The sequence below is a fragment of the Streptomyces sp. NPDC090106 genome, assembly GCF_044747265.1.
Lineage (GTDB): Bacteria > Actinomycetota > Actinomycetes > Streptomycetales > Streptomycetaceae > Streptomyces.
This window is the reverse complement of record NZ_JBIVDS010000005.1, coordinates 438,285-459,317: the sequence shown is the minus strand read 5'-3', so window position 1 is coordinate 459,317 and position 21,033 is coordinate 438,285. Positions and strand designations below refer to the sequence as shown.

Genomic DNA, 21,033 nt, shown 5'->3' with positions numbered 1-21,033 from the left:
CCGCCCCGCGCTCTCCCTCCCGCATCCGCCTCCCGCGATAGTGGCCGTCCGTCCAAGGTGCGGGAGGCAGGCGTTGGCCGACAAGCAGGGCACGGGAAAACCCGAGGTCTCCGAGTCCGAGCAGCTCCTCTTCGGCGGGCCGCTGCGCTACGACACCGGCTGGAACCAGCATTCCGACGCCCGGCTGCGGCTGAGCTTCCCGGCGATGATGAAGAGCCTGCCGGGGCTGCTCGCGCTCAGTTTCCGGCTCGCCTGGCAGGCCGACCGGCGGGCCGCGAAGATCGTCCTGGCCGCCGAGACGGGCCGGGGTCTGGCCCAGGCGGTGAGCCTGCTGGCGGTGAACGGCGTGCTGGGCCGGCTGATGACCGGCGGCCCCATCGAGGACCGGCTGCGCGGCGCCGCCCCCGCGCTCGTCGCGATGGCCGCCGTGATGCTCGTGTCGGCGCTGCTGCGGGCCGCGTCGACGTACGCCACCGGCCGGCTGGAACCCAAGGTGGAGCGGGTCGCCACCGAGCGGTATCTGCAGCGCGCCGCGGCGGTCGAGCTGGCCGCGATCGAGGACCACGCCTTCCACAAGCTGCTGGACACCGCCCAGTACGGCGCCAGCTCCGCGCGCCGCATGATCGCCTACGCCACGCGGGTGATGAACGCGTCGATCTCGCTCGTCGCCGCGGCCGGCGTCCTGACGGTGCTGCACCCGGCGCTGCTGCCGCTGCTGGTGACGATGACCCTGCCGAGCGCGTGGAGCGCCCTGACCAACGCCCGCCGGCGCTACGAGTCCTTCCACACCTGGGTGCAGCACGCCCGCGCCGGGCATCTCCTCAGCGATCTGCTGATCGACCCGGGGGCGGCGCCGGAGATCCGGGTGCACGGCGTCGGCCCGTTCCTGCTGCGGCACTTCCGGGCGATGGCGGAGGTCGCGGAGGCGGAACAGGCGCGGCTCGCCCGGCTCGCCGCCCGGACGGGGCTGATCGCCGCGTTCTGGACGGGCCTCGCGACGGCGGCGACGTACGCGACGCTCGGCGGGCTGCTGCTCGCGGGCGCGATGGCGCTGTCCGTGGCGGGCACGGCGGTGATCGCGATCCGCTCGGGGTCGGCGAGCCTGGACAGCCTGGTCCTGGAGGTGAACCAGCTCCACCAGGAGGCCCTGTTCGTGGGCGATCTCCAGCGGCTGTACGTCGAGGCGGAGAAACGGGCCGTCCCGGCCGGCGGGGAGGACCTGCCCGAGGACACCCGGGAGATCCGCTTCGAGCACGTCACCTTCAGCTATCCGGGCGAGTCCACCCGCCCCGCCCTGGACGACGTGTCCCTGTCCCTGCCGCTCGGCCGGATCGTGGCGCTCGTCGGCGAGAACGGCTCCGGCAAGACGACCCTGGTGAAACTGCTGGCCGGGCTCTACAAGCCGGACCGGGGCCGCATCCTGTGGGACGGCGTGGACGCGGCGGGCGCGGACCGGCGGCGGCTGGCCGAGCGGATCGCGATGGTGGCGCAGGACTTCAAGCGGTGGCCGTTCACGGCCCGGGTCAATGTGGCGATCGGCCGTTCGTCGGCGCCGCTGACCGAGGAGCGGCTCACCGACTCGGTCGCCGAGGCGGGCGCCCAGGAGGTGGTGGCGGATCTGCCGCACGGTCTGGACACGCTGCTGGCCCGGCACTTCAGCGGCGGGCACGAGCTGTCCGGCGGGCAGTGGCAGCGGCTCGGCATCGCCCGCGCCGCGTACCGGCGGGGCCGCATCCTGATCGTGGACGAGCCGACGGCCGCCCTGGACGCGCGCGCCGAACTGGAGGTCTTCGAGAAGATCCGCGCCCTGGCGGGGACGGGGCAGACGGTGGTCCTGATCACCCACCGGCTGGCGTCCGTCCGCCACGCGGACCTGGTGCACGTGCTGGAGCAGGGCCGGCTCGTGGAGTCCGGCACCCCGGACGAGCTGCTGGCCACGGGAGGCGTCTACGCGGAGCTGTACTCGCTCCAGGCACGGCAGTTCACGGCACCGAAGGCGAGCTGACCGCCGTCTCCGCCGGGACCACGACCAGGAAGGCGTCCGTCGCGAGGTCCATCACGACCTCGGCGGGCATGCCCTCCATGCGCCGCGCGTGCGCGAACTCCTCGGCCGGCCAGGACCCGCGCGGCCCACCGGCGGGAAAGCGTTGGAGCACCGTTCGACCGTTCACCCTGCACCTCCCTGTGGCGCTGCTCTTCAATGAGTTAAACGCCGAAGACGGGGTGAACGCCTCGCGAAGTGACGGTACTGAGACGTAGTTGACACTGGTTCAACGCGGCGTGTGAGGAGCATCTCGTTCCTGTGACCGATCTGACCTGCACAGATGACCAGGAGTGTCAGTCCTCGTACTCGTCGTGATAACGGATTCGTTCACTCCCCGCAGGCGCCCCCAGTGCCGACGCGCGCCCCTCCGGTTCCTCCCACGCCTCCTGCCGGCCCAGCGCGGTGAGGTCGAGGAGGCTGGTGGTGGACCCGAGCCCGTCGAGCCCGCGCTCGTAGGCCGAGTAGGTGTGGAAGACCCGGTCGCGGTCGCGCAGGAAGCAGCTGATGCCCGGCCGCTCGACCGGCTCCCCCTCCGCCCCGAGGGTCACCCCGAAGTCCCGGTTGAAGTCGCAGCCGTACGACGAGTACCAGGGCAGCGTCCATCCCATCCGCGCCTTGAACGGCAGGATCTTGGTGTACGGCGCTCTCGACACCGCCGCGAAGGTCGTGCCCCGTGCCTTCAGATGCGCCAAGTGGCCGATCTGGTCCAGGAATCCGGAGCAGCTCCGGCAGCCCGCGTCCCATTCGGGCGCGAACATGAAGTGGTAGACCACGAGTTGGTGCCGGCCCTCGAAGAGGTCAAGCAGCGTGGCCTTCCCGTCGCCGCCCTCGAAGAGGTAGTCGGTGGCGTCGGTGTCGATCTCCACCATGGGCAGGCGCCGCCGTTCGGCGTTCAGCGCGTCGCGCGCGCGGGTGACCGCCTTCTCCTTGGCCAGCAGTTCCTCGCGTGCCGCGCGCCACTGTTCACGCGAGACGATCTCCGGAAGCGACATCGCTCCTCCTGTGCCGACGGTCCGTACAGGGGTGGTGACCGAGGGGCGGGACGGAACTCATCGCTGCGCCGGAAAGTTTTCTTCCGGCCCAGGTCGGCCCGGGTCCGGAAAGTGCTTCCGGCCGTGGCCGGCCTACGTGTCGTACTCCTGGACGCGCCTGCCGTGGCCACGGTCGAGCAGGGCGGGCAGGCGTCCCGCCAACTCCCCCACCACGGCGGGCACGTCGATGGTCAGCAGCTCCCGGTCCCGCATCAGGATCCGGCCGTCGACGATGGTCGTGCGCACGTCGGAGGAGCGGGCGCTGTGCACGAGGGTGGCGGCGAGGTCGTGGACGGGCTGGGTGTGCGGTCCGGACAGGTCGACGAGGACGATGTCGGCGCGGCGGCCGGGCGCGATGCCGCCGATCCGGTCGCCGAGGCCGACCGCGCGGGCGCTCTGGAGCGTCGCGTGGTGCAGGGCCTGACGGGCGGTCAGCCAGCGGGGGTCACCGGTGGCCGACTTCTGGACGAGCGCGGTGAGCGCCATCGACTCCCACACGTCGAGGGAGTTGTTGGAGGCGGCGCCGTCGGTGGCGAGGCCGACGGGAACGCCGATCTCGCGCAGGGCCCGCACCGGTGTGGTGGTGGGCCAGGCGAACTTGAGGTAGCCGCGCGGGGCGCTGGCGACGGCCACCCGGCCGCCCGCCTCCTCCAGCAGGGGCAGGTCGCGGTCGAGGATGCCGGTGCCGTGCGCGATCAGGACGTCCGTGTCGAGGATGCCGGTGCGCCGCAGGACCTCGATCGGGGTGACGCCGTGCCGTTCGAGGCTCACCTGGGTCTGGTCGCGGTTCTCGGAGGCGTGCAGATGGACGGGGAGGCCGTGGGTGCGGGCCAGTTCGGCGGTGGCGGCGAGGTCGGCGTCGTCGACGGTGTAGGGGGCGTGCGGGGCGAGGGCGGTGGTGATGCGGCCACCGGCGGCGCCGCGCCGGCGCAGCGCGAACTCCAGTGATCCGGCCCGGCCCTGAGGCCCCTGGGAGGTGAAGAACGCCTCGCCGAGGTGGGCGCGCATCCCGCACTCGGCGACCACGTCCGCGACCGCGTCCATGGAGAAGTAGTGGTCCGCGAAGCAGGTGACGCCGCCGCGGATCATCTCGGCGCAGGCGAGGAGCGCGCCCAACTCCACGTCCTTCGCGGTGAGGTTGGACTCGACGGGCCAGACGACGTCGTTGAACCACTCCTCGGTGGGCAGGTCCTCGGCGACGCCGCGCAGGGCGACCATGGGCGCGTGCGTATGGCAGTTGATCAGCCCGGGCAGCGCCACCTGCCCGCGGGCGTCGACGCGCTGGCGTGCCTCGACGGGGGTCGCGGCGTCGCTGACGGACTCGATGACGCCGTCCCGTACGACGATCGTGGCGTCCTCACGGAACCCGATGCGCTCGTGCTCGTCGTGGACGAGGACGGTGCAGCCGGTGACGGCGAGGTCGGCGGGAGAGTCGGTCATCACGCCAACGTACGGCGTCGTCGTCGGGTGGCGTGAGCCGAACCGCGCATCCGGTCCCGGCTCTGTCGCGCGGCCGTGCGGTCCAGCACCCTGATCCCACCACCGTCCCTCCGGAAAGGCGCCGGCATGCTCCTCGCCACCTGGAACCTGGAGAACCTGTACCGACCCGGCGGCCCCTTCGGCCCCGCGGACAAGGCCGCCTACGAGACGAAGCTGGCCGCGCTGGCCGCCGTGATCACGGAGCTGGATCCGACGCTGCTGGGCGTGCAGGAGGTCGGCGACCCGGAAGCGCTGCGGGACCTGGTCCCCCTGCTGGGCGGCGACTGGCACACCGCGCTGTCCCGGCACCCGGACGGCCGGGGCATCCGGGTCGGCTTCCTCAGCCGGACGCCGCTGGAGGTGCTGTCCGACACGAGCGCGTTCCCGGCGGGGCTGCGGCCCGTGCAGGCGGACGACGAGGGCGCGGTGGCCGCCGCGACCGGCCGGGGCGTCCTCGCGGTGGAACTGGCCACCGGGCAGGGCCCGTTGAGGGCGGCCGTCTGCCATCTGAAGTCGAAGCTGCTGTCGTTCCCGGGCGGCCGGTTCCAGCCGCGCGACGAGGGCGAGCGGGCCCGGTTCGGGGCGTACGCGCTGTTCCGGCGGACGGCGGAGGCGACGACGCTGCGCGCGCTGGCCGACGACCTGCTCGCGGGGGACGGCCGCGCGCACGGCGTGGCGGTGATGGGCGACCTCAACGACGAGGTGCAGGCGGCGACCACGCAGATCCTGCTCGGCCCCCAGGGTTCCGAGATCGGCACCCCCGGCTACCAGAAGCCCGACCGGGGTGACGCGGCGAGGCTGTGGAACGTGGCCCCGATGATCCCGGCCGACCGGCGCTACTCCCGCGTCAACTCGGGGCGCCGTGAGCTGATCGACCACATCCTGGTCAGCCACCGCCTGGTCTTCGGGGTGACGGCCGCGGGCACGGGCCTGCCGGGCGGGGAGGCGCCGCGGCTGCCGTCGGTGGACGCGGACCCGGCGGACCGGCGCGGCAGGCCGGGGTCGGACCACGCGCCGGTGTGGGTACGGATCGAGGACTAGAGCGGCTCAAGCAGTCATACGGCCAAGGGCAGTTCGGGGAGCCGCAGGGGCATGTGCCGCCGGTCGTCGGCGAGTTCCTCCAGCAGTGCGGCGAGCTGCCGTCCCAGCTCGGGCCCGACGGCGCCCCGGTCCTCGAGGTGGACGGCGCAGGCGGTGGTGGTGTCGACGAGCCGTTCGAGGGTGCCGGCGAGTTCGGCGGCACCCTCCGAGTGCCGTGCGAGCGAGGGGAGTTCGGCGGCGGCCAGCGCGATCGCGGTACGGGCTTCGGCGAGCGCGCGGTAGGCCTCCCGGCGCAGGGTCCAGCGGGTGCCGCGGCTGTTCTCGCCCAGGACGTGCGCGAGATAGGCGTGCGCGGCGCCGCCCGCTGCGGCGATCCGGGCCCGTACGCCCCCGGCGCGCTGTCCCGGCATCGGCAGATGTCCGACGACGAGCACGATCGCGCAGGCCAGCAGCGTCTCCACGATGCGTCCCGCGGAGGCCTGGGGCTCGCCGCCGACCATGACGAGCGCCAGCACGAGGACGGTGACGGCGGCGGTCTGCGCGGCGAAGTGGCGGGTGGCGACGGGAATGAGCGCCCCACAGACGGCGACGAGCGCGACGAGTCCGCCGGGCCGGGGCAGCACGGCGGCGAACCCGGCGAAGACGAGCGCGCCGAGCACCGTCCCCGCGGCCCGGCACAGCACCCGGGACACGAGCGGCCCGAGGTCGGGCTTGACCAGGAAGACGGCGGTGGCGGGCAGCCAGTACCAGTGCTCGTGGGCGCCGTACCAGCGGGCGTGGTGCAGTGCCTGGGCGATGGCGACGCTCGCGCCGAAGCAGAGGGCGACCCGCAGCCCGTACTCCCGTCCGCCGCTCCCGAAGGCGGCCCGCAGCACCTCGCGGGCGGTCCGCTCGCGCAGGTGCAGCGGCCGTCCGCTGCCCTGGTCGAAGGCCTCGGCGGCGTGCAGCAGGGCGTCGTCGAGGGCCCGCAGGGCGGGCGCGGACCGGCCGGGCGCGGGCAGCGGCCCGGTGTGCGCGTTGTCCCGTACGGCGGTGGCGAGCAGCCGGGGTCCTTCGGCGGCCCGCGCGCCCACGGCCTCCCCCTCCCAGGCGAGCGCGGTGGCGGCCTCGGCGAGCGGGAGGGCGGCGGCGTACTGCGCGTGCAGCCGCCGCTCGGCGGAGGAGGAGGCGTACCGGCGCAGGCGGGGCCCGCCGAGCGCGTCCTGGGCGTGGTCGAGGGCGGCGGTGAGCCCGGCGCGCCGGACGGGTGCCCGCTCCGATCCCGCGGCGTCGAGCAGATCGGCGACGGCGTCGTACACGGCGGCGACGGCGTGCCGCTCCCCGTCGAACCGGAAGTCGCCGGCGAGCGCGCCGGGCGTGGGGAGGGCGAGCCGCAGCGCCAGCAGCCATCCGGCCCCGCCGAGGTAGGCGAGCGCCCGTTCCCAGTCGCCCTCCGGCAGCGGCATCCCGGCCCCGATCGCCGCGGCGACCAGCAGTTGCGTGCCCGCACCGGACGCCACGGGTCCCACGGCGCTCATCCCGCCCGCGACCAGTCCGAGCCCGGTGAGCAGGAGGGTCAGCGCGACGGGCCCGAGCCGGTCCCCCGCGAACGTCCCCACGTACAGCCCCGCGGCCCCCGCCGACGCGGGCACCCCGAGCCGTCGCACGGAGGCCCGCCGGCTGCCCGGCCGGTCGTTCACCCCGGCGAGCATCGCCCCGATCGCGGCCACCACACCGAGCCCGGTACGCCCCGCGACCACGGCGGCCAGCAACAGCGGCCCCGCCGCCAGCGCCCCGCGCGTGACGGCACTCCAGGGAACGGGACCCCGCTGGGCGCGGAGCGCGTGGGCAATCCAGGGCGGCAGAGCGAGAGACACGAGCGACGGCTCTCCTGTCGTATCGACGGCGGGTAACGCCTTCGGGCGACGGTGGCCGGGCTGTCACCTTCCACGGTAGGGGGTCGGGAGGGGAGGAAGGGGGCGAGGGTATTTCGGGGGTGTGACGGTTGTTCGGGGGTGTGACGGCTGACGGGAAAGGGGGGCCCTTTGTGAGCGCGATGCCCTGGGGAAGCGTGAACGGGGACCGGGACCGGTCAGGCCCCGGCGCGCGCCGTGAGATACGGGTCACGGCGCAGGGCGTCCCGGCTGCCGAGGAGCGTGCCGAGCGCGAGTCCGACGGTGGGCAGTGTCAGCGCCGCGACGGCCCAGGCCGGTCCGGGCAGCGCGTCCGGGACGGTGATGGGCAGCCCGAGCAGGTCACTGAGCGATCCGGCGGCGGCGACCGAGATCCCCGCGCCCACGAGGACACCGCCCACACCCGCCACCGCGCCGGAGAGCACCGCTTCCCCGAGCAGGATGCGCCGCAGCTCGCCCCGGCCCACGCCGAGGATCCGCAGCACCCCGAACTGCCCGATCCGCGCCCGCGCGCTGTCCGCCGCCCGTACGGCGCCGAGCCAGACGGCTGCGATCGCCAGCACCAGGACCCCGACCCGCATGGCCAGGTCCGCCGCGCCGAAGAGGCCCGGCAGATCGCGTACCCGGTCGGACACGGCGGACGCCGAGAACCCGTCGTCCTGGAGTGCGGCCACGGCCGCAGCGACCTGCGTCTGGTGACCGACCACGGCCACGGCGCTCCGCGCGCCCTCCCGGTCGCGGAACGCCTCGGCCGTCCGCCCGGCACGTGCCGCGGCCAGGAAGGCGGCGCTCTCCTCGGCGAGATAGGCGGCCCCGGGCCCGTCGGCCTGCCAGCTCGGGTCGTACAGGGCGACGATCCGCAGCCGGACGACGGCGGTGGTTCCGGAGGCGGCACCGGTGGCCCGGGTGTACCCGAAGGCGACGGTACGGCCGAGGAGCGGGGTGAGGTCGCTGCCCTGTGTGGCGGCGGGGAGCACGACCTCGTCCCGGCCGAGTCCCGCCGCGGGAACGGCTCCCCGGGTGACGGGAAGATCGTCGCCCGGGGTGAGGGTGTGGGTCGTCAGGTCGTACGTCCCCTCGTCCTCGGCGTACAGCACGGAGGGGTAGTCGGCGACGACCTCGCGAACGCCGGGTACACCGCGGGCGTCCCGCAGCGCGGAGGACGTGAGCGAGCGGACCGACGAGTCCCCCTCGAACGAGGACAGTTCGATCTGGGTGAGCCCGCCCGACCCCAGCACGTCCCGCTCTACGGCACCCGCGGCACCGGCCGCCACTCCGGCGGCGGTGGTCAGCAGCGCGGCCAGAACGGTGAGGGTGGGCAGGGCCCGGCGCAGCGAACGCCCGTCCCGCTTCCAGGTGCAGAGGCTCCAGCGGCTCATCGCAGGTTCTCCTCGCGGGCCGCGGTGAGCACGCCGTCGTCGAGGACGTACCGCTGCCGGCACGTCCCGGCGAGCGCGGGGTCATGGGTGACGAGCAGGACGGCGGCCCCGCGCCCGGCGCAGGAACGCAGGGACCTCATCACGGCGTTGGCGCTCTTCGGGTCGAGTCCCGAGGTCGGCTCGTCCGCCAGGATCAGCACCGGCTCCTTCACGGCGGCGCGCGCGACGGCGATGCGCTGCCGCTGGCCGCCGGAGAGTTCGGTGACCGGCGCGTCGGCGAGCTCCGCCATGCCGAGTTCGCCCAGGAGCGCACGGGCCACCGAGCGGTGCCGTTCCAGGCGGGGGCCGAAGGCGGCGGCGACGTTCTCCCACGCGTTGAGGAACGACAGCAGACCGAGGTCCTGAAGAACGATGCCGATCGAACGCAGCCGCAGCAGGTCCCGCTCCGCCATGGTCAGGGCGTCGATGTCGGTACCGGCGACCCGCAAGGTCCCCTCGGCCGGGGCGAGGATCAGCCCGAGCAGCGCCAGCAGTGTGCTCTTGCCCGATCCGGAGGGCCCCTCGACGGCGGCCGTGGCCCCGCGCTCCAGGACGAGATCCGCCCGAGCCAGTCCGCCCCCGGACGCATAGGTGAAGGCCAGCCCCTCGGCCACGAGGGCGGGCGGTGCAGCGGTGTTCATGGTCGGGGTGTCCTTACCGGGAGGGGAGAGAGGAGCCGTTCGGCTCGGCTCAGGCGAGGAGGTAGTAGGCCGCTCTGGTGGCGTCCGCCGTGGCGGCTCCGCCCGGTGAATCGGCGTAGAGATCGGGGAACTCCGCGTCCCGGCAGCGCCGTACGAGGCCGGGAAGGTCGTCCCAGAAGGTCTGCGGGATGCTCTGGTCCGAGGCGAGGGCCGCCTCGACCGCGTCCGAGGCACCGGGCAGATCGCCTTCCCGCAGAGCCTCACGGGCCTGCGCGACCAGATCGGCGCCGTCCGCCAACCGCCGCGCCTGCGCCGTGCATCCCGCGTCCGCGAGGACGACAATGACGCGGAGCGAGCGGGAGGAGAGCCCGGCGCCCTCGTCCGCGGGCAGGTCGACGGCCGTAGCGCGGCATCCCAGGCCGAACTCGGCGCGCGCCGCCATGGCTCCGTACCAGCCGCGCTGGTTCTCGGCGGTGAGCCGGGCGGGAACCGTGAGCGCGGAGGCCTCCTCGGCGCCTTGGTCGGCCTGTGGTCCGCAGTCCAGGGACAGGCGGTGACAGGTCATGGCGAGCAGGATCCGGTCGGACGGTTCGAGGCCGGGATCCGACCCCATGCGCGTCAGCTTCTTCGTCAGCCAGGCGGGAACGTCCTGCTGACGTGCTCCGGCCGTCAGGGCGCGCGCCGCGTTGTAGGTGGCGGTGAGCGTGCCCAACTGCGCCGGGGACTTGGCGACGAGCCCGTCGGAGCGGATCGCGTCCACCGGAGCGGGCAACGACGCGGCGGAATCGGCGGCGCCGATCCGCAAGGCGCGCCGGACCAGCCATCGGGTCTGGCTGTCGGGGTCGCTCAACGAGGGCTTCAGACAGACGCGGGTCGATGCTGTCAGCCGTTGGCTGAGCAAGGTGAGCGCGGCTCGCTGAATGGGCTCCTGCCGTGCGCAGTCGGTCCGGGACAGCACATCGGCGTCCCGCAGGACCCGCGTGGCCCGTACGTCGACACCCGCCGCCCGCAAGGCTTCGACAGCGTGCAGAGCCGGGACGGGCCGGTCGGTACGGGCGGCGTCCGCGGCCAGGCGCTCCAGGGCCCCGCGAGGGATCGGGGCCCCGTGTCCCAGACAGGCCAGCGTCCGCACGAAGGCAGCCCGGGTGGCGAGCGAGGTCAGTGCGTCGTCCTCGGGGTCCGGCGCGCGCAGGTAGGCCAGCGCTTCCCTCTCGGCAGACTGCCGGATGCCGGCACGGTCCAGGACCTCCGCGGCCTCGACCGACCTGGAACCCTCCAGTGACAAGCACACGTAGTGGGCCCGCCAGGCAGGCGTGTCGAGTGCTTCGGTACGGGCCAGATCCGCAAGGGCGTCGGGACGGACAGCGGGGATCGATGCGCCGGTGCGGTGTCCCGGGGCCAACGCGGCTTCCAGACGCCCGTACGCGGTCGGGTACAGCGCGGGATCGCGCCCGACATCGGTACGGGTGGCGCGTACGAGGTCGTTCGCTCCGCGCAGTGCGGCGAGTTGGCCGGGCAGTTCACCGCCGGGTGGCCCGGGCCGGGCCACCGTTCCCTCGTCGGCCACGGAGACCGCGAGGGCCACAGCGGCGATCGCTGCCAGTGCGGTGACGATCACACGGTTCTTCACGGCGGATCACCGTTCAGTCGTTGGCGCAGGCCGAGGCGAACGCCTTGACGCCGGCGTTGAAGGCACCGCCGTCGGAGCAGGTGGTGATGCTGGTGTTGAGCGATCCGCCCGGGTCCGCGATCCCGCTGACGTCGGCGATCCAGGTGTTCTTGTTCGTCCAGCTCACCTGGCGCGTGTTCTCGCTCACGTAGGTGCCGCTCGGGCTCAGCGAGAGGGTCGCCTGCCAGCCGTTCGCCTTCACGGTGGCCGTGTTCGTGATCTTGCGGACCTTGTACTTCGACCCGCCCTTGGTGGTCTTGGTCGACGTCTTGAACGAGCACTTGTCGGCGTACACATTGCAGTGCCAAGCGTTGACCTCGACCTTCGCCCCCGTGCCGGGCAGCGGCGTCGAGCCGGTGTCGGAAATGGCCGCGCCCGGCACGGCGGTCCCCACCAGCAGGACTCCGACGAGGTGCGTGGTCAGCAGAGCCTTCTTCATCCGTGTCTCCCCGTTGCTCCCGGCACCACGGCGCGTCCGCGCGCTTCGGTTTCCTCTTCGGCCGGGGACCGAGACTGTACGGGTCGGGGAACTGGGCGGAACTGACCGAAAAGCGACGGATGGATCTGCTCTCGTCAACGTTTCTGCAGAACACGGCCGACGTGGCCTCGGCGTCCACGGTCAGCCGCAGCGGCTGGGGCAGTCCCGTTCAGGCCAGCCGGAGGTGCACGTCATTCACCCCTGGGTGTGACACCGCACGTCGCGAAGAGCGCTTGTGTCTCGGACACGGCGTGCAGTCGGCCGTCAGGATCCTTGCGAAGGTCCTCGATGATCCGGTCCATCCCCCGGAGGCCGGCGCGCTCCAGCAGGCGCTTCTCGTTGGTGACCCATTCGCCCCGGGACGCGAGGACGCCGCGGGCGGCCTGGGTGGCGGCGGTGGCGAGGGCGCCGGCCAGTTCGGTGAGGCGGGCGGCGGCGGGGCGGTCCTGGCGAGGGTGGCATGGGCGGCGTCGTGCCAGCGGGTGCCGGCCACGGTGCGCTGGGGTGCGGGGTAGGTGCCGGGGCGCGGGAGTTCGCCGTGCAGGACCTGGTTGATCGCCAATTCGGCCACGAGCAGGTAGCTGGGGATGCTGGCGAGATGGAACAGGAGCGGCTCGACGTGGAACCTGCCTCCCCGTGCCTGCGCCGACTCGTGCTCGACGACGTCGAGATCCTGGTAGTGGACGTCCACGCGCTGCCCTTCGACGGTCAGCCACGCCCCGCAGTTGAAGACGCCCCCGCCCCATCCGCCCACTTCGAAGACCTCGCCCGCCCAGCTGACGGCACGGAGGTCGTCGGGGTCGAAGGCGCGCTGGTAGGAGACCACCAGGTCCCAGTCGCTGTCCGGACGGGTTCCAGGTGATTTCGGGCGCGGCGACCGCCGGCGGTCAGCCCGTCGCCGGTGCTCCGAAGTCCGCTCCCGAAATAGCGCTCAGTTGTTCCTCGATGTGCAGCAACGGCTCGCGCAGGGCGGTGAGTTCGGTGCGCATCGCTGCGGCTTCCGGCCAGGACGCCTCATGGTCGAGAGGTGCGGTGCCCCCAGGGCGACAGGCCTCGTGGGCGGTGAGCCGGGGGTGCCAGGCAGTGGTGAAGGGGCCGATGACGTCGTTGACGAGGGCGTCGCAGAGGCCTGGAACGGTCGGCTGCCCGGCGGCGGCGCGCGTGACGGATGTCCCGTACGCGCGCAGAGTCGCCCGGGTGAAGTCGAGCAAGGACTTCAGCGAGGTCAGCGCCTCACGCAGGCTGCCGGTTCCGGAGTCGAGTTCCTGCACCCCGACCCGGGTGACCAGCTCGACCTGGATGTCGTAGGCGGCCATCCGTTCCGACTCGCTGGACGTTGCCATGGGTGCCTCCTTCCGACCGCCGGGAAAGGCCAGCGTAACCGGAACGCAGCAGTCCGACTGATGGGCGGCGGCCGGCAGATCTCACGCACGGGCACCCGGAAGCCGACTTACCCTACTCTGGTACCGGGGAGGGTGATCATGACCAACAGACAGCGCAGACGACGTCGACCGAGTGGTCCCACTCAGGTCACGGCCAGGCTGGCGATACCGTTCGTCGGCGACATCACGGGCACATGGGAACCGGCCGACGCGGAACGCAGCGCGGCATGGGAGCTGTATCTGGAGCTCGTCACCCGCGTGTCGGTCGAGGAACTCGACCCCGAAGACGGCTTCCTGCGTGAGGCGTTGTCGTCGTTCTACACGTTCTTCAACACCACCCGCGACATCCTGCGCCGCTACGGCCCCGACGTGGCACCGCCGCTCGCGCCGGGCCACGTCAGCTTCGGCGTCCTCGCGGTGACCGTGCTCAACCGGGTGCTCCGCCCACTGCTCGCGCAGTGGCACCCCCGCCTCGCGGCGTACGAGTCGCAGCGGCCGGAAGGGCACGACCCCGTGGCATGGGAACGGCAGTGGGAACACGCGCAGGCGCTGCGCGAGCGGATCGGCGAGGTGCGCCAGAGCCTCGTCTCGCTGGCCCGGACCTTGCAGGAGGTAGCGGACGTGAGCGACCTGATCAACCTCCCGGCGCCCAGGGCTCCCGAGATGAACACCTCCCCTCCCACGCCGCAAGGGGCCTGACCCTCCCGGCGTCCGCCCGATTGTCAGTGGCACGCGTTATCAATGAACTCGTCACTCAGCGTAACGACGGGGGAGCGTGTCATGGCTATGGACGGCGGGCGGCGTGGTGGGGGTTCGGCGGGGTGGGGGGTCGGGGGGCATCTCTCGGTGGCCGGGTTGCGAGGGCGGGGGTGGACCGTGGGGATGGTGCGGCGGCTGCTCGGGGAGCCTGATCTGCTGCTGCGGAACCCGCACTTCCCCTCGGCTCCGCAGAGTCGTCTCTACCGGCTGGAGCGGATCGAGGAGGCCGAGCGGACCGAGGAGTTCCGGGCTGTCGCCGCGGCTGCCGCGCGGCGTTCCGCGGCGGCGCGGGCCGTGGCGCTGCGCAGGCGCCGGGAGGTGCTCGCGCGGATCGCGACGGAACCGATCGACGTGCCACGGCTGTCCCCGGAGCAGCTGACGGCGCTGGCCGTCGATCACCACACCCGTCTCGACGGGGAACGGGCCCGTCGGCGTGACGAGCCCGCCGCGGCGGGCGGCGTCGAGCCCGCGCGTCTGGCCCGCTGGAAGGTCGACTACCTGTGTCACCGGCTCACCCGCCACGGCGAGTTGCTCGCCGGGTTGCAGGGCGCGACCGGGCGCGCGGCGGCGGAGGAACTGCTCACCCGGAGGATCTGCGCGGCCGTCTCGGAGGCTTACCCGGAGCTCGCGGCGGAGTGCGAACGGCGGCTGAGGGAGCGGGGGAAGGGGGCGCGCTCGTGACCGCCGCTCCTCCCTCACGCCTCCCAGAGGTCCCTGTGGCGATGCCGGGTCGGCGGAAGGTCCAGGTCCTCCGCACACGTCAGCAGCGCCTCCTCAGAAGCCGCCGCCCGCAGGGTCAGCCGGGCGGAGGCCCGGAAGCGTTGCAGGGCGGCGCGGGCCCGGCGTTCGTACGGGCTCGTGGACCGGTCGCCGACGGCGCGGGCGTACGTGTACGACGTGAAGCGCCGCACGACCCGCCTGGGCACGGGCCGCCGTCCCTCACGCCGGACGCGCCGCGACTCGGCGTGCGTGCGGCGGAGGTCGGGGACGGCGTTGCCGGTCCACGGCCCCGGCAGACCGAGCGACCAGAAGGCGGGGAGGGTGCGGTGCCGGCTGGGGACGTGGTGGGCGGTGCGTGCCATGGTGAACCTCCGGCTCCCCGCGTCGGACGGTGGAGTCCGCGAGAGGGGATCCCAAAGAGTAAATCGGATGCGGTGTCGGTGTGCCCTCTGGATGATCGGTTGGTTGGCTGTCCTCTGCTCGCGCCCCGCCGTCCGCTCTCGTTCTCGCCGTCCAGGCGCGCCCCGCCGTCCGCTCTCGTTCTCGTCGTCCGCTCTCGTTCCCGTCACCGGAGCTTCCCGTGATCCAGCGTGTCACCGTACCCACCCTGTTCCCGCCGCCCACGTACGCGCACGCCTCCGTCGTGGAGGCCGGTACGAAGCTCGCGTTCCTCGCCGGGGCCGTGCCGCTCGACGCCGAGGGGAGACTCGTCGGAGAAGGGGATCCCGTACGGCAGGCCGAGCGGGTGATCGCCAATCTCGGGGAGCAACTGCGCGCGGTGGGCAGCGACTTGGCGCATGTCGTGGCGACGGACGTGTACGTCGTGAGCGCTGAGCCCTCGGCGCTGTCCGCCGTCTGGGAGGTGGTGGAGGCCTCCGGGCTCAGCGCGGGCCCGCACTCCTCGACGCTGCTCGGCGTGGCCTGCCTCGGCTACACCGGTCAGCTGGTGGAGATCACGGCGACGGCTGTGGTCCCGGAGGAGACCCGCGCGTGACCTCCCCGAACCCGAACCCGACCCCGCATCCTCCTCGCCCCGCGATCACCCTCCGCCGTGCCACCGCCCCCGACGCCGCCGCGACGGCCGACGTCTGGCTCCGCTCCTTCACCGCGGCCCTGCCGACCGTCGTCCGTCCCCGGTCGGACGACGAGATACGGGACTACATCCGGGACGTGGTCGTACCCCACCGGGAGACATGGGTCGCACAGGCCACAGAAGCGTCGGACTCGTCAGATACGTCGGATGCATCGGATCCCTCGGACGCATCCGATGCGTCCGAGGCTTCAGACACCCCTTACCCAGGCCGCGGCAGCAGCGCCATCGTCGGGATGATGGTCCTGAACGGCGGCCTCCTCTCGCAGCTCTACCTCGCCCCCGACTGGCGCGGCCGGGGCATCGGGGACCGGTTCATCCGGCTCGCCAAGGACCGCTCCCCCGACGGCCTGCACCTGTGGGCGTTCCAGGTCAACGAACCCGCCCGCCGCTTCTACGAGCGGCACGGCTTCGTCGCCGTCGAGTACACGGACGGCAGCGGCAACGAGGAACGCGAACCCGATGTGCGCTACGAGTGGAGGCCGTGAACGCCCGTGTCATCCGCGGGCGTTGCGCGCCAGCTCCAGTGCGTAGGACGGCCACCACTCGCCCGCCGCCGGTCCGCCCCGGCAGGTGCCGTCGGATTCGCCGGGCCGTTTGATCCACAGGTAGGCGTCGATCGGCGCGGCCCCCGTGACGGTGGTCGGCGCCCGGCCCAGTGCCCGGCCCGGCGGGTTGCACCAGCTGCCCACGGAGGCGTCGGCCCCGACCGTACCGGTGTAGGGGCCGTTGCCGTTGCGGCTGGTGTCGACGACGTAATGCTTGCCGCCGAGGTCCCGCGACAGCCGGTCGCCGTACGTGGAGGTGGCCGCGTCCGTCTGGAAGTTGGAGACGTTGAGGGCGAAGCCGTCCGCCTGGGCGACACCCGACGCGGTGAGCCCGTCGACCAGGCGCCAGGGCTCGGGGATCCAGGAGGAGTTGCCCGCGTCGAGGTAGACATGGGTGCGGGGGCGGCGGGTGAGGCGGTCGACCGCGTAGGCGAGCAGGGCGTAGCGCTCCTCGGCGACGACTCGGGTGCAGCCGGCCACGATCTGGGCGACGGCGTCCGGTTCGACGACGACGTAGCCTCCCCGGTCGCCGAGGGCGGCGGCGAACTCGTCGACCCAGCGGCGGTAGGCGGCGCCGTCCGGGGCGCCGCCGCTGGAGAACTGCCCGCAGTCGCGGTGGGGGACGTAGTAGGCTACCAGCACGGCGAGCCGTCCCGCGCGGGCGGCGGCCATGGTGCGGGCGCGCACGACCGGACCGGGGTCGGGTCCGACGAGCCATTCGGCCTGGGGACGGGTGGAGATACGTTCCAGCAGCGCGGCGTCCGTGAGCCAGCCCTCGCGCCGCCACTCCGCCACCTGCCGCGCGGCCCGCGTACCCGGATCGGTCCACAGCTCCTCACCGGACATCCCGAGGGAGATCCCGAGGGACACCCCGCGCACCCCGCGCACCCCGTCACCGGACACCCCAAGAGACACCCCGGGCGAGGCCACCTCACGCGCCCCCGCACCGGGCACCCCCAAGGACACCTGGCGGAACCCCGCCCCCGCCCTCCCGAGGGACACCCCGCCGAACGCCCTCTCGTCGAACGCCCCCTCGTCGTACGCCCTCTCCCCGAACACCCTCTCCCCGAACGCCCCCTCGTCGTACGCTCCGGCGCAGCACAACCCGCCGAGCACCGCGGCAACCGCGGCGACCGCGGCGACCGCGGCGACCGCGGCGACCACCAGCCCGCGCGAGACCCCGACGGCACGCCGCCGCACCCCGCGCCCTCGTGCGCCACCCGTCCCCGTCCCACACGCCCGCACCCGGGACGTCCCCGCCCCACGCGTCCGCCCGCCGGGCGTCCATGAGAACAACCTGCCCACAGCGCGACTCCGTTCCGGCGGTGGCCCGCCCTGACGGGGAGTCTGCGACCGGGCGGCGCCCGGCGGGACGTACGACCGGACGGGCGGGCTGAAGGATCACCCCGACGGAGGCGCCTGCCGCCCCCAGACCCGGCGTTTGGGCAGCGGCCGGGCGTAGCCGCCCGCGCGGCTGGTGCTCAGCCCGAGCCCGACCAGCGACTCGGCGAGCTTCACGGCGGCGCCCACCCCGTCGACGACCGGGAGGCCCAGTTTCCGGCCCACGGCCCGCTGGAGGCCCGTCATCCCGGCGCAGCCGAGGACGAGGACGTCGGCGCCCGCGTCCCGGACGCGTTCGGCGGCGGCGAGGAAGGCGGCCTCGGTGCGGTCGGCGTCGGTCAGTTCCAGGACGCCGAGGCCCGTGCCGACGACGGCGACGCAGTTGCGGCCGACCCCGGCGAGTTCGAGGCTGTCCTCGATCTGGCCGCAGGACCGGCCCAGGGTGGTGACCACGCCGTACCGGCGGCCCAGCAGGCAGGCCAGATGGGCGGCGGCCTCCGTGATGTCGACGACGGGGACGTCGACGAGTTCACGGACGCCCTCGCGCCCGTGCTCGCCGAAGCCGGCCATGACGACCGCGTCGTAGGCGGGGCCGTCGTAGGTGCGCAGGGCGTCCAGGACCGCCGCGGCGGACAGATAGCTGTCGAGCCAGCCCTCCGCGGACTCGGGGCCCCAGTGCGGGGTCAGCCCGGTGACGGTGGTGCCCGGACCGGCGGCGGCCCGGGCACCTCGTACGATCTCCTCGGTCATCTCCCGCGTGGTGTTGCAGTTGGTGACGACGATCCGCACGTCCGTCAGACTCCTTCCTCCGCTGTCGCCCCCGCGCTCTCGCCGGCGGCCTGCTCGGCGACCGGCCGCGCGCGCTCGTCGCGGCACAGCAGCGCGTACAGGCCGGCCGCCAGGGCCGTGCCGATGAACCAGGAGTACGGCGCCACGTCGCTGAACGTCGTGACCAGGGCCAGGACGGCGGCGACCGCGGCGGCCGGGAGGAAGGCGGCCAGCGCCTTCGGGTTGACGCCGCCGCGGTAGTAGTAGCGGGAGCCCGGGGCGCCGGAGAACAGGGCGTCCACGTCGATCCGGCCGCGCTTGACCCAGTAGTAGTCGAGCATGATCACGCCGAACAGCGGGCCGAGGAAGGCGCCGAGGCCGCCGAGGAAGTAGTTGACGACCGTGGGGTTGGAGAACAGGTTCCAGGGCGTGACCACCAGGGCGGCGACCGTGCTGATCAGACCGCCGACCTTGAAGCTGATCTTCTGGGGCCACACGTTGGCCAGGTCGTAAGCCGGGGAGACGAAGTTGGCGACGATGTTGACGCCCATGGTGGCGATGGCGAAGGTGAGCGCGGCGAGGACCAGGACCCAGGTGCTGCCGACCTTGGCGACGAGTTCCGCCGGGTCGGTGATGGCCTCGCCCCACACCTCCAGGGAGCCGGCGGTGACGATCACCGAGACGACGACGAAGGCCGTGGAGTTGATGGGCAGGCCCCAGAAGTTGCCGCGCCGCACGGTCCGGTAGTCGGGGGCGAAGCGGGAGAAGTCGCAGAAGTTGAGCATGAGCGTGCCGTAGGTGGCGAGGATGAGCCCGATCGCGCCGAACCACTGCCGCCACTGCTCGCCGACCGGGACCGGGTGCGGGGTGGAGGTGAGCGAGATGGACCAGCCGGCCTTGGACAGCACCCACACCGCCAGCGCGATCATCACCAGCCAGATCGCCGGGCCGCAGAAGTCCTGGAACTTGCGGACGGACTCCATGCCCTGAGTGATGATCAGCGCCTGGATCAGCCACAGCGACACGAAGGACAGCCAGCCCAGCGCGTCCAGTCCGAGGAACGAGCTGTGCGTCCACGACTCCAGGCCGGGCCAGGCGGCGAGCAGCATGACGTTCACCGCGACGGAGGCGAGGTAGGTCTGGATGCCGTACCACATGATGGCGATCACGGCCCGGATGAGGGCGGGGATGTTGGCGCCCCAGACGCCGAAGCTGATGCGGCTGACGACGGGGAAGGGGACGCCGTGGCTCTGGCCGATGCGGCCCATCCAGTTCATGCCGACGTAGATGAGAACGAAGCCGACGAGGAGCGAGGTGAAGACCTGCCACACGTTCATGCCGAGGACGAGCAGACCGGCCGCGAACGTGTAGTTGCCGAGGTTGTGGACGTCGGACATCCACATGGCGAAGAGGTCGAAGACCTTCCAGTTCCGCTTGCCGGCGGGGGCGAGGTCTTCGTTGGTGAGCCGGGGGTCGGGGACGAACGCGGTCGGGGTGCCTGTGGCGCGGGCACTTCCGGCGAGGGACACGGGGCCTCCAGTGACGGGGACGGGAGAGCGCTGCAGCCGTTTGGTATACCAAACTGCGGACATGGTCCCGCCGTCAAGCGTTCCGACCGATGTCCGCCCCGTTACGGGTCCGTAAAAGCCCCCTCGCGTCGGCGAAGATGGGCCCATGACGAAGATCGAGCCCCTCGGCGCGGTGCGCGAGCGGGTCCTGGCCGCGCTGCGGCAGGACATCATCGCGGGCCGCATCGGCCCCGGCGACCGGCTCGTGGAACGGGAGCTCGCCGAGCGGTTCGGGGTCTCCCGGGTGCCGGTGCGGGAGGCGGTCCGGGCCCTGGTCGCCGAGGGGTTCGTCCACTTCGAGACCCCGCGCCGGGCCGTCGTACGCCGTCTCACCCCGAAGGACGTGGAGGAACTCTTCGAGCTGCGCGAGGCGTTGGAGGTGTACGCGGCGGGGCTGGCGGCGACGCGGGCGACCGCCGAGGCCCTGGCCGAACTGAGGGACCTGCTCGACCAGGCGGCCACGGCCACGCACAAGGGCGACGCGGAGACCATCACCGACGCCAACACCCGTTTCCACGACCGCATCCTGGCCCTGGCCGGCAACAGCCTGCTGATCTCCGTCATGGAACCGGTCGACGGCCGGCTGCGCTGGCTGACCCGGCGGAACGAGGAGTGGCCCCAGCTGCTCACCGAGCACAAGGAGCTGTACGAGGCGATCGCCTCCGGCGACCCGGAGCGGGCCCGCGCGCACGCCCTGCGCCATGTCCGGGCCAACCACCGCTCGACGGTCAGGCACCTGTTCGGGGAACCGGCCTGAGAGGACGCCCCGCCCGTACACCCCCCGCTACACGTCCGCCGCCGCGCGCGGCACCCCGCGCAGCATCCGCGGCGTCAGCCGTCCCGTGAACGTGGTGCGCCGACTGACGTGGCAGCAGCCGAAGAGGTCCAGCCCGTCGAGGGAGACCGGCGAGGTGACGCGGACGCCGCGCGGCTCCAGCCCGTCGCCGGTCGCCGTGGACGTCGGCTGCGAGGCTAGGCCGACGACCGGCAGGCGCGCGTCGGGCGGCCCGAAACCGGGCACGGGCCGCCCCCAGCAGGTCTGGTCTGGTCGGCGAAGGCGGCCCGTTTCGTCCGGGCGACCTCCTCGCGCCGGTCGACGAGACGCGGGCAGGCCCGGCAGCCGGCGACACGCCGGTCGAGTGCGGACGGGGCGGACAGGGCGGA

General features: G+C 73.2%; 20 protein-coding genes and 2 pseudogenes. 7 read left to right on the top strand and 15 right to left on the bottom strand.

What is annotated here, in order from left to right:
• The first annotated feature begins 73 nt into the window (after positions 1-73).
• Positions 74-2,005: an ABC transporter ATP-binding protein gene (locus tag ACIPSE_RS19110; protein WP_401664048.1), complete on the top strand. Its 1,932-nt coding sequence runs from the start codon at positions 74-76 to the stop codon at positions 2,003-2,005.
• Here ACIPSE_RS19110 and ACIPSE_RS19105 read toward each other — a convergent pair.
• From ACIPSE_RS19105 to ACIPSE_RS19095, 3 genes are all read right to left on the bottom strand, one after another.
• The gene (locus tag ACIPSE_RS19105; protein WP_401664045.1) at positions 1,983-2,171 is read right to left on the bottom strand and encodes a hypothetical protein; all 189 of its coding nucleotides are present in this window, start codon (positions 2,169-2,171) and stop codon (positions 1,983-1,985) included. The two genes, ACIPSE_RS19110 and ACIPSE_RS19105, sit on opposite strands and share 23 nt — an antisense overlap.
• A gap of 166 nt (positions 2,172-2,337) precedes the next feature.
• Complete coding sequence (locus tag ACIPSE_RS19100) at positions 2,338-3,036, bottom strand: DUF899 domain-containing protein (protein ID WP_401664043.1); 699 nt, start codon at positions 3,034-3,036, stop codon at positions 2,338-2,340.
• A gap of 132 nt (positions 3,037-3,168) precedes the next feature.
• Positions 3,169-4,515 (bottom strand): amidohydrolase, encoded by a 1,347-nt coding sequence (locus ACIPSE_RS19095; protein ID WP_401664041.1) that lies wholly within the window; start codon positions 4,513-4,515, stop codon positions 3,169-3,171.
• Between the two features lie 126 nt (positions 4,516-4,641).
• Between ACIPSE_RS19095 and ACIPSE_RS19090 the strand changes: the two genes are divergently transcribed.
• On the top strand, positions 4,642-5,595 hold the full coding sequence (locus ACIPSE_RS19090; RefSeq protein ID WP_401664039.1) for an endonuclease/exonuclease/phosphatase family protein: 954 nt from the start codon (positions 4,642-4,644) through the stop codon (positions 5,593-5,595).
• A 14-nt stretch (positions 5,596-5,609) separates the two neighbouring features.
• Here the strand turns inward: ACIPSE_RS19090 and ACIPSE_RS19085 are convergent, their stop codons facing one another.
• The 7 genes and pseudogenes from ACIPSE_RS19085 to ACIPSE_RS19055 form a co-directional block, all read right to left on the bottom strand.
• Complete coding sequence (locus tag ACIPSE_RS19085; protein WP_401664036.1) at positions 5,610-7,451, bottom strand: FUSC family protein; 1,842 nt, start codon at positions 7,449-7,451, stop codon at positions 5,610-5,612.
• Positions 7,452-7,666: 215 nt separating this feature from the next.
• Entirely contained in the window at positions 7,667-8,866 is a 1,200-nt protein-coding gene (locus ACIPSE_RS19080) for an FtsX-like permease family protein (RefSeq protein ID WP_401664034.1), read from the bottom strand.
• Positions 8,863-9,546 carry an ABC transporter ATP-binding protein gene (locus tag ACIPSE_RS19075; protein ID WP_401664032.1) on the bottom strand — a complete coding sequence of 228 codons (684 nt, stop codon included), beginning with the start codon at positions 9,544-9,546 and terminating at the stop codon, positions 8,863-8,865. Before ACIPSE_RS19075 ends, ACIPSE_RS19080 begins: the two co-directional genes overlap by 4 nt.
• Before the next feature lie 49 nt (positions 9,547-9,595).
• A complete protein-coding gene (locus ACIPSE_RS19070) occupies positions 9,596-11,176 on the bottom strand; it encodes a hypothetical protein (protein WP_401664030.1) in 1,581 nt (526 codons plus the stop codon).
• Positions 11,177-11,189: 13 nt separating this feature from the next.
• Positions 11,190-11,654 carry a hypothetical protein gene (locus ACIPSE_RS19065; protein WP_401664027.1) on the bottom strand — a complete coding sequence of 155 codons (465 nt, stop codon included), beginning with the start codon at positions 11,652-11,654 and terminating at the stop codon, positions 11,190-11,192.
• Positions 11,655-11,884: 230 nt separating this feature from the next.
• Positions 11,885-12,522: pseudogene (locus ACIPSE_RS19060) on the bottom strand (nucleotidyltransferase domain-containing protein).
• A 58-nt stretch (positions 12,523-12,580) separates the two neighbouring features.
• The gene (locus ACIPSE_RS19055; RefSeq protein WP_401664025.1) at positions 12,581-13,036 is read right to left on the bottom strand and encodes a hypothetical protein; all 456 of its coding nucleotides are present in this window, start codon (positions 13,034-13,036) and stop codon (positions 12,581-12,583) included.
• 138 nt (positions 13,037-13,174) lie between these two features.
• On the opposite strand from ACIPSE_RS19055, the gene ACIPSE_RS19050 reads away from it, so the two are divergent.
• The gene (locus ACIPSE_RS19050; RefSeq protein WP_401664023.1) at positions 13,175-13,774 is read left to right on the top strand and encodes a hypothetical protein; all 600 of its coding nucleotides are present in this window, start codon (positions 13,175-13,177) and stop codon (positions 13,772-13,774) included.
• A 183-nt stretch (positions 13,775-13,957) separates the two neighbouring features.
• Entirely contained in the window at positions 13,958-14,515 is a 558-nt protein-coding gene (locus ACIPSE_RS19045) for a hypothetical protein (protein WP_401664456.1), read from the top strand.
• Between the two features lie 14 nt (positions 14,516-14,529).
• Here ACIPSE_RS19045 and ACIPSE_RS19040 read toward each other — a convergent pair whose 3' ends face one another.
• Positions 14,530-14,916: a hypothetical protein gene (locus tag ACIPSE_RS19040; protein WP_401664021.1), complete on the bottom strand. Its 387-nt coding sequence runs from the start codon at positions 14,914-14,916 to the stop codon at positions 14,530-14,532.
• A 218-nt stretch (positions 14,917-15,134) separates the two neighbouring features.
• Here ACIPSE_RS19040 and ACIPSE_RS19035 point away from each other — a divergent pair, with 218 nt between their 5' ends.
• Complete coding sequence (locus ACIPSE_RS19035) at positions 15,135-15,548, top strand: RidA family protein (protein WP_401664019.1); 414 nt, start codon at positions 15,135-15,137, stop codon at positions 15,546-15,548.
• Complete coding sequence (locus tag ACIPSE_RS19030) at positions 15,545-16,132, top strand: GNAT family N-acetyltransferase (protein WP_401664017.1); 588 nt, start codon at positions 15,545-15,547, stop codon at positions 16,130-16,132. Before ACIPSE_RS19035 ends, ACIPSE_RS19030 begins: the two co-directional genes overlap by 4 nt.
• Positions 16,133-16,141: 9 nt before the next feature.
• Here ACIPSE_RS19030 and ACIPSE_RS19025 read toward each other — a convergent pair whose 3' ends face one another.
• The 3 genes from ACIPSE_RS19025 to ACIPSE_RS19015 all read right to left on the bottom strand — a co-directional run bounded on the left by ACIPSE_RS19025 (position 16,142) and on the right by ACIPSE_RS19015 (position 19,830).
• A complete protein-coding gene (locus ACIPSE_RS19025) occupies positions 16,142-17,194 on the bottom strand; it encodes a glycoside hydrolase family 6 protein (protein WP_401664455.1) in 1,053 nt (350 codons plus the stop codon).
• A gap of 399 nt (positions 17,195-17,593) precedes the next feature.
• The gene (locus ACIPSE_RS19020) at positions 17,594-18,322 is read right to left on the bottom strand and encodes an aspartate/glutamate racemase family protein (protein ID WP_401664015.1); all 729 of its coding nucleotides are present in this window, start codon (positions 18,320-18,322) and stop codon (positions 17,594-17,596) included.
• 5 nt (positions 18,323-18,327) lie between these two features.
• Positions 18,328-19,830 carry an NCS1 family nucleobase:cation symporter-1 gene (locus ACIPSE_RS19015; RefSeq protein ID WP_401664012.1) on the bottom strand — a complete coding sequence of 501 codons (1,503 nt, stop codon included), beginning with the start codon at positions 19,828-19,830 and terminating at the stop codon, positions 18,328-18,330.
• Positions 19,831-19,975: 145 nt separating this feature from the next.
• Here ACIPSE_RS19015 and ACIPSE_RS19010 point away from each other — a divergent pair, with 145 nt between their 5' ends.
• Positions 19,976-20,626: a GntR family transcriptional regulator gene (locus ACIPSE_RS19010; RefSeq protein ID WP_401664010.1), complete on the top strand. Its 651-nt coding sequence runs from the start codon at positions 19,976-19,978 to the stop codon at positions 20,624-20,626.
• 27 nt (positions 20,627-20,653) lie between these two features.
• Here ACIPSE_RS19010 and ACIPSE_RS19005 read toward each other — a convergent pair.
• A pseudogene (locus tag ACIPSE_RS19005) lies at positions 20,654-21,027 on the bottom strand (hypothetical protein).
• Positions 21,028-21,033 lie beyond the last annotated feature (6 nt).

Coding starts and splice junctions, on each gene's coding strand:
- ACIPSE_RS19100 (WP_401664043.1), bottom strand. CDS start 3,036: ATGTCGCTTCCGGAGATCGTCTCGCGTGAACAGTGGCGCGCGGCACGC.
- ACIPSE_RS19095 (WP_401664041.1), bottom strand. CDS start 4,515: ATGACCGACTCTCCCGCCGACCTCGCCGTCACCGGCTGCACCGTCCTC.
- ACIPSE_RS19090 (WP_401664039.1), top strand. CDS start 4,642: ATGCTCCTCGCCACCTGGAACCTGGAGAACCTGTACCGACCCGGCGGC.
- ACIPSE_RS19080 (WP_401664034.1), bottom strand. CDS start 8,866: ATGAGCCGCTGGAGCCTCTGCACCTGGAAGCGGGACGGGCGTTCGCTG.
- ACIPSE_RS19075 (WP_401664032.1), bottom strand. CDS start 9,546: ATGAACACCGCTGCACCGCCCGCCCTCGTGGCCGAGGGGCTGGCCTTC.
- ACIPSE_RS19065 (WP_401664027.1), bottom strand. CDS start 11,654: ATGAAGAAGGCTCTGCTGACCACGCACCTCGTCGGAGTCCTGCTGGTG.
- ACIPSE_RS19055 (WP_401664025.1), bottom strand. CDS start 13,036: ATGGCAACGTCCAGCGAGTCGGAACGGATGGCCGCCTACGACATCCAG.
- ACIPSE_RS19050 (WP_401664023.1), top strand. CDS start 13,175: ATGACCAACAGACAGCGCAGACGACGTCGACCGAGTGGTCCCACTCAG.
- ACIPSE_RS19045 (WP_401664456.1), top strand. CDS start 13,958: ATGGTGCGGCGGCTGCTCGGGGAGCCTGATCTGCTGCTGCGGAACCCG.
- ACIPSE_RS19040 (WP_401664021.1), bottom strand. CDS start 14,916: ATGGCACGCACCGCCCACCACGTCCCCAGCCGGCACCGCACCCTCCCC.
- ACIPSE_RS19010 (WP_401664010.1), top strand. CDS start 19,976: ATGACGAAGATCGAGCCCCTCGGCGCGGTGCGCGAGCGGGTCCTGGCC.